A 12,374-nucleotide genomic window follows, 5' to 3' on the forward strand; every position below is an offset into this window, starting at 1 on the left:
TCATTTTATTTATTACAGTCGATATCATATCATAGTGAAATGAATAACAACAAGGAGGTCTTTCAGTGACACAGCTTTCTCGAACTAAGACGGCCATCATCCTTACCTTTCTCGTTTTCATGTGGGGAATCAATTGGCCTTTATCAAAGTTTGCCCTGCATTATACACCACCTGTTTTATTTGCAGGCGTTCGAACTTTAATTGGAGGATTCATTTTACTTCTGTTCGCATTACCGAAATACAAAGAGTTACATTTAAAAGAAACGTGGCATTTATACGTTATTTCTTCCTTACTTAACATCATTATATTTTACGGATTACAAACTGTCGGCCTTCAATATATGCCTGCTGGGTTATTTTCCGCCATTGTATTTCTACAACCAGTTTTACTCGGTATTTTCTCGTGGATATGGCTTGAAGAATCAATGTACGGCTTGAAAATTTTCGGGCTTGTTCTCGGATTTATTGGTGTAGGCGTTATTAGCTCAAGCAGTTTAACAGGACATATTTCTGTTATTGGAATCCTTCTCGCGTTAGGATGCGCTATTGGCTGGGCACTTGGCACAGTATTCATTAAGAAGACTGGTCACCGTGTTAATGCCATTTGGATGGTAACACTTCAGCTTATTATTGGTGGTCTTTGCTTAATTGGATTTGGTACAGAGTTTGAAAGCTGGTCTAGTATCGCTTGGAGTATGCCATTTGTTAGCGTACTTCTCTTTATTTCATTCTTTGTTATTGCAATGGGGTGGCTTGCATACTTCACACTTGTTGGAGCTGGTGAAGCAAGTAAAGTTGGGGCTTATACATTCCTCATTCCACTAATAGCTATTATTGTAAGTTCAATTTTCTTACATGAGGCTATTACCATTAGCTTATTCATCGGACTATTATTTATTGTTGTGAGTATTTGTTTTGTAAATATAAAACCGAAAACACTTGCTGTAAGGCAGCAAGTTGAATTGAAATAAACGTAAGAAAGAGCCTACTGTTTGTAGGCTCTTTCTTACGTCTTACTTTTTACGACGTACTACAAAAACACACGCACTTACCGACGATACTATCGCAAAAATAGATAAGACAATTGCTATCAATTGCATATTACTAGTACCTTCATTCTTTTCTACACTAGAAACTTCACCATGTTCTCCTGTTAATGACGTACCTTTTGCAATTGTAGTAAGTGAATGCGGTTTTTCAGCTTTTTCATCGCCTGTCCATTCAACAATTTCTTCATCTTTATATTGTTGATATGCGTCCCAAGCTATTTTTTGCTCTTTATCCGGATTTTTAGCGACGAAAGTAAATCGCTGGAACTGACCGGGTAAAATCCCTTCTCCTGTTGCTTCCCATACTACAGTTTTAACTTTTCCAGCTGTATCTTTTTGCTCCTCAACTTTCCATCCTGGCACTGGTTCATACTGCTGGAACTCTACTCCAGACGGTATTTTCAGTGTAACTTTTGTTGTTGCTACATTTTTTTCAACTGGTACTTTTATCGTATATGTCTCCCAAGAACCAACGTCAGAAGTTGCTGGTTTTACAGTGACGTGCGCACTAACAGGTAACGAAAACATTCCCATTGCAATAATTGTTGCGATCATTGTTGTTCCTAATTTTTTTATACGTTTCATTTTCTATTAGCTCCTTTTCATACATAGCTTCTTTTTATCTGCCACCGACAATAAATTTAAAATCTGTATCGAAACTATCAAGAGATTTTGTTAATCCATGAACATGTATATTCCAGTTTCCTGTCATATTAATATACATACCTTCTGCTTCATATTCTCCTGGTGAAACTACTGAAACTTTAAATGAACCTTTTCCCATGTTCATATCTAATGATTGAGTCGTCAATATCATTTGTTCCATATCAGTAACAGGCTGTCCCTTTTCGTCCTTTAGTGTAATATGGAATTTATTTTGTCCTACCTTATTCGGACTTACATTTAGCGTAAGTTCATATCCATTATCTAATTGCTTACTCTCTGTAAATGGTCCAGTAGGAGGCATCGGTGGTGTTTGTACGTTTGTCATAAAAGCTACGATTACGAAAATGATAATTCCAATGACAAACTCTACTTTCACCGTAGCTCCTAATCCTTGCTGCGCTCTTATTCTCCCTTTCACATAATGAATAATTCCCAATATCCCCATGAAAATAAATAATAGTATCTTTGCTAATAAAGCCAATCCATACTTCGTATCAAATAACGAGTGGATTGTTGGAATAAGAAATGTACTATTAAAAAGGCCTGTTATTAAAATCACGATGACAGCACCTGTTGCCCACGGTGAAAAACGCTTAATCATATCCCAATACATATGCCACTTGTTATCCTCTTTACGTAAAAGAAGAATAATAGATGATAAACCACCAACCCATAATGAAGCTGCGAATAAATGTAGAAAATCCATAACGACAGCAATGTCTTTAAACTTTAAACCGTATGCGTGACTATTAAAGGCTTTCATAACAAGTAACCCTATAAACAATAGTATTGGAATACTCCATACTTTAAACGACGAAAACTTCTCATGCTTCACCGCAAAATACGTAACAATTATAAGCGTACTAATGAGAACCATTTGAGTAATCCATACATAACCAAAAACAGAAAGCTGTAATGTTTCTTTTAATAGTAAAGGATTGAATGCTTCTAGCCATGAAACATCAGCATTTATTTTCGCTTGCAATGGTAGGTTGAATAACAAGCTAATAAATATCCCAAATAAGGAGATCCATATTATGTTCTTACTCCTTGATCGAACCGAGGTTGCATTCCCTTTATACATAATAAGATTAAAGAAGAGAACTCCTAAAAATAGCGAGAAACTCGCATATAAAATTCCACGTTCCATAATCATATCGATTTGCGGGACATACCCCATCTCTTCCACTTGTACATCGTCTGTTCCCGCTTCTGCTAATCCAATACGGAATGGAATAACCCCTTGAATTGGATGTCCATCAGCTGAAATAGCTTTCCACTGAATAGAGTAAAGACCATTTTTGAGATTGTCTTTTAATCCAGCTTCTAATAGCTTTTTATTTTTTTTATCAATATGAGCATCTTTTAAATCGACCCTTTTACCTGATGTATCTCTCACGTACAATGTATTAAAACTTGAAACTTGTATGTCCTCATCGAATTCGATTTTTACAACAGATGGTGCTTTCTTCAATGTTTCATTTTCAGTAGGGTTTGATTTCACAACGTACGCATGAGCAGATGCACTTTGCGGTATCAATATGATAAGCACACACACAAGTAATAGCCATGTCCCTAATCTTCTCATTACTTTCACACTCATTTCACTTCTTTCTTCCTCATTGCTCTATTTTCATTACTTTAACTTCCGAAGTTTGATTCTCGGGCGAAATATTAACCTGATTAAATATAAACTTCTATAAAGTATAACTCTTATTTCTCTTCCACCTCTAAACTTCTAATATAATAGTAACTATCACGATAGATACAACTTACATTTTTAAAGCTGATTGTTATTATATCATAAAATATATTTATGTAAGTTATCAAAGAAGAAAAGTTATCGTGAATCATTTGTGAAGAAAATGTGAAATACATAAATAAAAAGGTATTACGTTATTACGTAACACCTTTAAAAAAATATCCCTCTTCTATTTCTCTTCGGGATAATCACAATACTCAATAATCGTTCCTTCTGTATCCGCTGGGTTAAGATATATTAATCTTCTACCGTGCTTATTAATCCGAAGTGTATGCTCTAACGTTCGAATTCCTTGTTCTTTCAATTCCTCTAAAGCTACATCTAAATCATCTACTCGATACGCAACATGATGTACACCTTTACCTTTTTGTTTTATAAATCGGGCAATTGGTGAAGTGGTGTTATTTGTCGGCGCAAGTAATTCAATTCTATCTCCATCCACTTCAAGAATGGCTACTTCGCTTTCTACACCTGGTGCCTCACTTACGTAACGATCTATTAATTCTCCTGATAGAACCTGTTCATAAAAACGTATGGTACTATCTATATCACGAACTGCGATTCCGATATGATCAATTGTTTTTTTCATTTTATTTCCCCTACTACTTTATTTTTTCTCATTATTAATAGTAACAAAAAAAGTTATAGAAACAAGTTCTATAACTTTTTTATTTAACCTATTTTCTTATCCGCTCTAGTTGCTGGTTGAACTTGATTTTTTGCTTTTACAACGCTAATGCCATATCCGATAAATCCACCGATAATCGCTGGGAAGATCCAGCCTAATCCTACTTCCTGCATCGGAAGGAATTTAGTGAACACTTGGCTTACTACTTCAATGTTAACTCCAGCTGCACTTAATCCATCGAATAAGCTGATGATAAATGTTACGATTAAGCTCACTTGATAAACTTCAGCTCTTCCTTTGAATAATGAATGGAAGAATGTTAAGAAAATCAATACGATTGCTAGTGGATAAATTGCTGTTAATACTGGAACAGAAACTGCGATTAACTGTGTTAATCCTACGTTTGCAACAATTGCACTAAATACACATAGCGTGATTGCAATTGCTTTGTAAGGAACATTTGGGAATAACTTATGGAAGAATGAAGAACATGCTGATACAAGTCCCACACTAGTTGTTAAACAAGCTACTGTAATCATTAATCCTAATAATACTCCGCCATATGATCCGAAATAGTAGTTAGAAACTTTCGCTAATACTTCTCCGCCGTTTTCTAAATGTCCAAGCTTTGCAACACTTGAAGCACCCATATAAGAAAGAGCTGTATAGATAATTGCTAAAATAGATGCTGCAATTATTGTCGCTTTTGCACAAACGACCATAATTTGTGTTTTCGTTTTCGCACCTTTTTCTTTAATAGCATTGATAATGATAATCCCGAATACAAATGATGCTAGCGTATCCATCGTTAAGTATCCTTCTTGGAATCCTTTAAAGAATGCATGTGATGTATAAGCTTCCACTGGTGCTTGCATATCTCCAATCGGATGTATAAAAGCAACGATTACTAAAATACCGATGAAAGTCAACTTAATTGGCGTTAAGATTTTTCCAACAATATCGACAATTTTCGCGGGATTTAGCGAAAAAAAACAAGTGATACTAAAGAATATAATTGTGAAAAGAATTAAAGGTGTAGAACCTACTCCTTCTGGCATAAACGGCTTAAGACCAATTTCATAAGAAACATTTCCTGTTCTTGGTATTGCAAATAACGGACCAATCGCTAAGTATAAAACTGTTGTAAACACAATCCCAAACACTGGGTGAGCACGACTTGCTAATGACTGTAAATCATCTTTACCTGAAAAACCAAATGCTAGTACACCTAGTAATGGTAATCCAACACCAGTTACTAAAAATCCAGCGTTAGCAATCCATACATTCTCTCCTGCTGATTGACCAAGCATCGCTGGGAAAATTAAATTTCCTGCTCCAAAAAATAGTGCAAATAACATTAATCCAATAACTACTATGAACGAAAACGGTACTTTATTCGCCATAATATAACCCCCATTCAAATTTCCTTATCTCATTTTCCAATTTTAACTAATTGAATTTTCTGAATATTTAATTTAAGTATCAACTATTCTTGAACTCATTATAGTTTGCTATATAATATTTTGCAATACTATTTTCGAACTTTTCTTTTATTTTATAAATATACATTTTTTAACATGAAAAATAGACTAAAAAACCAACACGGTCATCCATGTTGGTTTTTCCATTTACTATCATAAATTAAAATTTCGCTGCTACTTTTTTAACGTTTTCTAGACCTTCTTCAACAATTTGTTGTGAACGATCTGGATATTGATTGTGCCCTTCAATTACAACTGTCTCTGGATTTGTAATTCCCCAGAATCCAAGTACAGTTGTTACGTAATTAACTGCCATTTCCATAGGAGCCATTTGCTCTGAAGAGTAATCTGAACCACGAGCACCTAACACAACTACTTTTTTACCACCAACTAAACCTTCTGGGCCATTTTCTGTATATTTAAACGTTTTTCCAGCTTGAGATAAGTATGAAATATATGTGATTAATGGTGCTGGTACTGTAAAGTTCCATAATGGGAATGCAAATACAACCTTATCAGCTTCTAAAAACTGATTTAAATATTGATCTACTGTAGCAACTGCCTTCTCTTCTTCAGCTGTTAACTCCATGCCTTGGCTACGTTTATATCCACCTGAAATCGCGATATTTCCGTAATAAGGAAGATCTAATGCAAATAAATCTAATTCCGTAATTTCTGTATTTGGATTTGCTTCTTTATAAGTACTTACAAATGTTTCATACATTTTTGAACTAACTGCTTGCTCCGCTGGACGATCGTTTGCTTTTACAAATAATACTTTTGACATTTTTTTATTCCCCTCTACATTCGTATTTTCTTCTTTTTTACCAAATAATGAGCTAAATAGTCCCATTTTCTTCACCTAATCTTTCTTTTCATATTCATTATTCATCATCATAAAAATTCTTATTCTAAGAAAAAGTTCCAATAGATACCTTAAGTTACGCCGTTGCAACTTTTTGTTATTTAATTACCTTATGTAAGTGATTGTAATATAGTCACTTACTTTAGTCAAGTAACTTTTAATAAAAAATAAAATCTCGACTTAAAAATATTAAGCGAGATACAATTGAACACCAAATACATCTTTATTACTTGTATAATAAACTTAGAGAGGAAAATTCATATATAGAAAGGATTTATTCATGAGCACTATAGAAAAGATTCAAACTTTTATTATTCTTTTTGCTGTTACATGCGGCATCGTACTCGGACAATTTAATATGATACATACGTATTCAGACAAATTTATTGTCCCCTTCTTATTTTTCATGCTATATGGATTATTCCTCAGCATCCCATTAAAAGAAATAAAAAAAGGATTTCGCAATTTAAAATTTGCTGGAACAAGTCTTACTATTAACTTCTTATGGACACCTTTACTCGCTTGGGGGTTAGGGGCACTATTTCTTTCCGATCATCCAGCACTTTGGATTGGATTTATAATGTTAATGGTTACTCCATGTACAGATTGGTACTTAATCTTTACTGAAATAGCGAAAGGTAATGTAGCACTTTCTACTGCAATTTTACCTGTAAATTTAATTTTGCAAGTTCTACTCCTTCCCATTTATTTATTTTTATTTGCTGGTGTCATGAAAACTGTAGCGGTTTCTGTTTTAGTAGAAAGTATTGTTATCGTAATCGTCTTACCATTTATACTTGCACACGCTACAAAATTCATTATGAATAAAATAAAAAAAGCTGAAACTCTCGAGAATAAACTCATTCCGTTTTTTAGCTCTGCTCAAATTGTATTTTTAAGTTTAGCAATAGTAGCGATGTTTGCATCACAAGGTAAATATTTACTACAAAATATGAATGTTGTTTTATTATTACTCGTTCCTGTTCTATTGTTCTTCATCATTAATTTTTTACTAGGACAATTTATCGGGCGCATGATGCATTTATCTTACAAAGATACAGTAAGTCTAAGCTTAACAACGTTAGCAAGAAACTCACCTGTTGCACTCGCTATCGCTGTGACCGCTTTTCCAGATGAGCCTCTTATCGCACTTGCACTCGTTATTGGACCATTGATTGAGTTACCAGTACTAGCTTGTGTGTCACAAGTTTTGTTGCTTATTAAGAAAAAACGGCAATACGCATAATAAAAAACGTCCCATTTTGGGACGTTTTTTATTATGGAAAGATTACATACAACACTTATTTCTTATTTATCATTACAAATGAAATTACCGAAACTACAAACATAATACTACCAATTATAAATCGATGGGCTCTAAAAATTTTATATGTTATAGAGAATTAACCTTTCGTTACATTAACAGATCCTTTCTAATTAAAAATGATAGGAAACGTAAATATAACGAAAGCTGCCCAAAGTCCGTATATTGGCAAATACTTCGTAACGGCATCTTGGATAGCTTTTGGTCCTGATTTGTTTTGCAAGAAACGCATATAGGAAAACATAATCCAAATGAGATTTGCCCAAATCAGTACATTTACTCCTAAAACAGCAAGTCTATTAGGCGTAATCCCGTAAGAAGAAAGTCTGAATACTATGGCTGACAATGCGACAGTGTCAATAATAAGTGCCAGAAAAATTAAGGAAAAATTTATATAATCTGAAATGTTCTTTTTCTCGTCCGAGTCACTTTCAACGATAGAAAATATAGTAACAGCCAATACACCAAGGAGTATTCCGTTGAAAGCCATTAGGAAATTGCGATCCAAGAACGGATTTTTCCCGACCAAAATTATCGTTATAAGATAGATAAGCAACGTGATCAGGACGAGAGGACTAAAAATTTTAGATATGTATGGTGTAATATTTTTAGCAAGCTTAAGATTCATTGATACTAAGTATGCAGCCACAATAGCGAGAGCCGCTGCTCCAAATAAAACAACATTACTAAAATAGAATTCTCCTATATCTAAGTCAACAAAGCTAAATAAACGCATGGTGAATATTGCTAGTATCATTCCGCTCACTGCCATGCTCCCGTAGAGAAGACAATATTCTAAATTAAATTTAATATAGGCTAATCTTGTACTGCCTTTTGAATATTCATTTCCTGTAAATGCAAGCCCTACTAAGACCCATAAAAATATAGGAAGATGTAAATAAGCAAGTATGGTACTGTCTTTATAATTTATTGGCAATGTATTAAGATACACCCCGGAAACTAGGAATAACGCTATAAGGGAATAAATAATACTTTTTTTCGGCTTATTATTGTAAACAAAATAAGCAGCAATAAAGGGAATTACACCAAAAGCCAAGTTTATTGGAGCAATTGCTTCCTGCTCAACAAAGTGGAAAATGATCCTGGTGCTTATGCCGGCCAAAATAGCTAAAAGGCCCATGAATAAGAAACCTTTTTGAAACAAAGATGTTTTTTCTTTATTTACTTTCTCCTTGAAATGCAACCTTTCATACCAAGCACCTAGAATTTGAGAATCAGGGTTTTGGTCCCATGCTTGTGAGAATGCTTTTTTAAAAGCTTTCGGATCTTTTCTATACATCTTCTCCAACTCATGGGGGTTATCCATATGTTTAACAATCAAATTGTTAATATTCATAGTTATACCTCCTCTAATTTTAAAAATAAGGTTGTTACCTTTTAACAAAAGCACCTCACTCATTTATTATGATTTTGATTTTAATACAAAATTTATTGTTTTACAATAAAAAATTATTATTTAAAGGATTTTTTTTATCGTTAAATTTTATATAAAAGAAAAAACAAAAGAGCATGACAGTTTTATGTCATGCTCTTTTAACAAATTAATTCTCAAATACAAAATTAATCTTATTATCTTTCCACTCTAATTTCGCATCAAACGTTTTCTCGCCCTTTTTAAAGCCTTTAATTAAATCAGTCTTTTCACCTTTTAAGAGCTTTGTCATATTCTTTTGCGAAATTGTTTTACTTAATATCTTCTTTGAAATGGTGAAATCACATTGCGTTGTATTATAGTTAGAACAACCGTAAAACGTTGACTTATCAATTACATCGCCATCACATTTTTTACAGCTACCAACCTTTTTACCCGTTGTAAATTTCGATCCTTTTCGTTCAATCGATTCAACATGTAGTCCAGTGAAATCCCACTTCTCAGACATTTCCACTGCATCTTCAATAATTTTAGCTGATAGCTTTTTCGTTTGTTCCATAAAAGTTGCTGGTGATGCTGTACCTTCACCAATTTCCGCAAGACGTTGTTCCCATTTCGCAGTCATTTCCGGTGAAGCTAGTATTTTGTCACCAATTGCGGTAATTAATACTTTTCCTTTATCAGTCGCATACACTTGGTTTTTCTTTACATCTATATATTTACGGTCTTTCAGCATCGTAATAATACCCGCGCGAGTCGCTTCCGTACCTAAACCTTCTGTTTTCTTCAATACCTTCTCTAGCTCTTCATTCTCTAAATACTTACCGGCTGTTTTCATTAACGTAATAAGTTGTCCTTCTGTATAACGCTTCGGTGGCTGTGTTTTTCCTTCTTTCACTTTCACCTTTACAACTTTTCCTTCTTCACCTTCAGCTACAATTGGAAGAATGGTTTCATCATCTTTATCGTCTTGGAAAATAACTTTACGCCAACCTTCTTGAATTTGCTGTTTTCCTTTTGAAATGAATTCAGCACGTTCATCTACAAGCGTTACAATCGTTGTATAGTCAAAGATTGCAACTTCATAATGAGCTGCAATAAGCCTTCTTACGATCATATCGTATATTTTCTTTTCATCACCTGATAGTCTGCTTGGGTTTGTAACTTGCTCTGTCGGAATAATCGCGTAGTGATCTGTTACTTTCTTTTCATTTACATAACGCTTATTGTTCATAATGGATTCAACCGGAGCCGGTAATAAACCTTTATATTCATCAAACTGACTTAACTTCTGTAAAATATCAGGGAAAGTCGCTGCTTCTCCTTGAGTAACATAGTTAGAATCTGAACGTGGATAAGAAACAATCCCTTTTTGATAGAGTGCTTGCGTTATATCAAGCGTCTTTTTCGGTGAAAACTTAAAGGCTTTATTTGCCGTTGCTTGCAGTGATGATAAGTTGAATAAAAGCGGCGGCTGAAACTCTTTACGCTCCGTTTTCATTTCCTTCACAACAGCCGGTTTCCCTTGGCAAAATGCCGCAATTTTATTCGCCATATCAGGGTCTTTTAAGCGGGATTCATTATCCTTCTCCCATTTCCCGTCATATTTCTTTCCTTCTATATTAAAGGTTGCAAACACTTCCCAGAAAGGCTCTGACTTAAAGTTTTCAATTTCTTTCTCACGCTTTACAATCAATGCTAACGTTGGTGTTTGGACACGACCAGCAGAAAATACATCATTCATTCCTTTTTTCTTTAGCAAAATACTAAACACACGTGATGCATTCATACCAACAACCCAGTCAGCACAAGATCTTGTGTATGCTTCGTAATACGTATTAATTGTATCTGATTCATCAAGTAAATTTTTAAACCCTTGATAAATAGCTTGCTTCGTTAAAGACGAAATCCATAGACGCTTCATCGGCTTTTGCACATTACAAAGATTAATAATATTTCGTACGATTAGTTCCCCTTCACGCCCAGCATCGCCTGCGTGAATAATTTCTGTTACCTGTGGATTATGTAACAGCTGTTTCACAACGTTAAATTGCTTATACTTTGACTTTGTTACTTCAAATTGAAAACGCTCTGGAATCATCGGTAATGTATTAAGTGACCATTTTTTCCACTCTGCGTGATAATGCTCTGGATTACATAACTGCGTCAAATGACCAATTGCCCATGTACAGTACGCTCCATTTGGAAATAACTCATTTGCTTCTACTTCTAAATATCCATCTTTCCGGCGATATTTAAACTGTGAAACAAGAGCCAACCCTTGATCTGGTTTCTCGGCAATAATTAATTTCATTTTATAACTCCCTATCTGTATTCCAGTGTTACTTTCATTGTCTATATGTTTAGAAGCGATGATAAAACAACAATCTTATTTATCATTCGCGGTTTGTCTCGCAAATGTGAGACCTATAATATTATACGCTTATTCTTTATGGCTTCACAATAGAAACTCATAATATAACAATTTCTTTCACATGCTTACAATTAAAAAAGACGCCCTAAAAAATCAAGCGTTCCTTTGCTTACATCTATGAAATTGTGCAGATAATATGCAGATATAAATTATCATAAGTACACATATGATGAAATGAACGATAGGACAAGGAGGTATCATAATGTTTGCTTATACGTTAACTACCTTAACACTTTGCTGTACCTCAATTCTTATTGCATCCAATATTTCTAAACGTAAGGGTACCCTAATGGAGTATATGGTATTTATTATGTCTTTTAGTATGAGTATCGGTTTAAGTATTGGTTTTTATTTAGGCATTCTCTTTAAGGGGGAATTACTATATTCTACTTTACTTGCTATTTTAATTAGTGGTTTTATCGGTTTTTTAGTGGGTCTACGTTTTCACCTATATACTGCTTTAGAAGGACTGTTCTCTGGATTAATGGCAAGTATGATGGGAGCAATGATTACAGAAATGTTAAACGCTCAACAAGCTCATAGTATATTGTTCATTAGCCTTTTACTTACTATAACGATTACTATGTCCTGTGTGATTCAATTGTTATCGGAGAACTTTTCTACTTTTATCCAACAGCGTTTTTTGTTATTACTTTCAATTAGTGTAGTAATTATCGTTGCCGTATTCGCGACATTCCCAGATCATACTCCTGCACCTTCACCTGGGCATAATCAACATATAAATTAGTACTTGCAACAAAAATGAATAAGC

The 12,374-nt window shown here is 34.2% G+C and carries 10 protein-coding genes; 3 read left to right on the forward strand and 7 right to left on the reverse strand.

The genetic code is table 11. The features are described 5' to 3' along the window. Positions 1-65 precede the first annotated feature (65 nt). A complete protein-coding gene (locus tag AB6801_RS02735; protein WP_000192815.1) occupies positions 66-971 on the forward strand; it encodes a DMT family transporter in 906 nt (301 codons plus the stop codon). Positions 972-1,013: 42 nt separating this feature from the next. On the opposite strand, the gene AB6801_RS02740 is transcribed toward AB6801_RS02735, so the two are convergent. From AB6801_RS02740 to AB6801_RS02760, 5 genes are all read right to left on the reverse strand, one after another. Next, positions 1,014-1,634 (reverse strand): YcnI family copper-binding membrane protein, encoded by a 621-nt coding sequence (locus tag AB6801_RS02740; RefSeq protein WP_000821400.1) that lies wholly within the window; start codon positions 1,632-1,634, stop codon positions 1,014-1,016. Positions 1,635-1,668: 34 nt separating this feature from the next. Continuing rightward, positions 1,669-3,318, reverse strand: coding sequence for a copper resistance CopC/CopD family protein (locus tag AB6801_RS02745; RefSeq protein ID WP_141530616.1), 1,650 nt, complete (start codon positions 3,316-3,318; stop codon positions 1,669-1,671). Between the two features lie 328 nt (positions 3,319-3,646). After that, positions 3,647-4,066, reverse strand: a complete 420-nt coding sequence (locus AB6801_RS02750; protein ID WP_000750855.1) for a VOC family protein — start codon at positions 4,064-4,066, stop codon at positions 3,647-3,649. An 83-nt stretch (positions 4,067-4,149) separates the two neighbouring features. Beyond that, positions 4,150-5,508: a branched-chain amino acid transport system II carrier protein gene (gene brnQ, locus AB6801_RS02755; RefSeq protein WP_001284785.1), complete on the reverse strand. Its 1,359-nt coding sequence runs from the start codon at positions 5,506-5,508 to the stop codon at positions 4,150-4,152. 238 nt (positions 5,509-5,746) lie between these two features. Then, positions 5,747-6,439 carry an FMN-dependent NADH-azoreductase gene (locus AB6801_RS02760; RefSeq protein WP_097999021.1) on the reverse strand — a complete coding sequence of 231 codons (693 nt, stop codon included), beginning with the start codon at positions 6,437-6,439 and terminating at the stop codon, positions 5,747-5,749. A 292-nt stretch (positions 6,440-6,731) separates the two neighbouring features. Between AB6801_RS02760 and AB6801_RS02765 the strand changes: the two genes are divergently transcribed. Continuing rightward, positions 6,732-7,697 carry an arsenic resistance protein gene (locus AB6801_RS02765; protein WP_097862667.1) on the forward strand — a complete coding sequence of 322 codons (966 nt, stop codon included), beginning with the start codon at positions 6,732-6,734 and terminating at the stop codon, positions 7,695-7,697. 187 nt (positions 7,698-7,884) lie between these two features. Here the strand turns inward: AB6801_RS02765 and AB6801_RS02770 are convergent, their stop codons facing one another. Then, on the reverse strand, positions 7,885-9,132 hold the full coding sequence (locus AB6801_RS02770) for a DUF4153 domain-containing protein (RefSeq protein WP_097999020.1): 1,248 nt from the start codon (positions 9,130-9,132) through the stop codon (positions 7,885-7,887). A gap of 205 nt (positions 9,133-9,337) precedes the next feature. Continuing rightward, entirely contained in the window at positions 9,338-11,482 is a 2,145-nt protein-coding gene (gene topB / locus AB6801_RS02775) for a DNA topoisomerase III (protein ID WP_000766771.1), read from the reverse strand. Positions 11,483-11,804: 322 nt separating this feature from the next. Between topB and AB6801_RS02780 the strand changes: the two genes are divergently transcribed. After that, a complete protein-coding gene (locus tag AB6801_RS02780) occupies positions 11,805-12,350 on the forward strand; it encodes a hypothetical protein (protein WP_058839445.1) in 546 nt (181 codons plus the stop codon). Positions 12,351-12,374 lie beyond the last annotated feature (24 nt).

Source organism: Bacillus sp. RCC_6_1 (genome assembly GCF_041360755.1).
GTDB lineage: Bacteria > Bacillota > Bacilli > Bacillales > Bacillaceae_G > Bacillus_A > Bacillus_A cereus.

Bases quoted from the DNA above. Each gene is read 5' to 3' on its own strand.
- AB6801_RS02740 (WP_000821400.1), bottom strand. From the start codon at position 1,634: ATGAAACGTATAAAAAAATTAGGAACAACAATGATCGCAACAATTATT.
- AB6801_RS02745 (WP_141530616.1), bottom strand. From the start codon at position 3,318: ATGAGTGTGAAAGTAATGAGAAGATTAGGGACATGGCTATTACTTGTG.
- AB6801_RS02750 (WP_000750855.1), bottom strand. From the start codon at position 4,066: ATGAAAAAAACAATTGATCATATCGGAATCGCAGTTCGTGATATAGAT.
- brnQ (WP_001284785.1), bottom strand. From the start codon at position 5,508: ATGGCGAATAAAGTACCGTTTTCGTTCATAGTAGTTATTGGATTAATG.
- AB6801_RS02760 (WP_097999021.1), bottom strand. From the start codon at position 6,439: ATGGGACTATTTAGCTCATTATTTGGTAAAAAAGAAGAAAATACGAAT.
- AB6801_RS02765 (WP_097862667.1), top strand. From the start codon at position 6,732: ATGAGCACTATAGAAAAGATTCAAACTTTTATTATTCTTTTTGCTGTT.
- AB6801_RS02770 (WP_097999020.1), bottom strand. From the start codon at position 9,132: ATGAATATTAACAATTTGATTGTTAAACATATGGATAACCCCCATGAG.
- topB (WP_000766771.1), bottom strand. From the start codon at position 11,482: ATGAAATTAATTATTGCCGAGAAACCAGATCAAGGGTTGGCTCTTGTT.
- AB6801_RS02780 (WP_058839445.1), top strand. From the start codon at position 11,805: ATGTTTGCTTATACGTTAACTACCTTAACACTTTGCTGTACCTCAATT.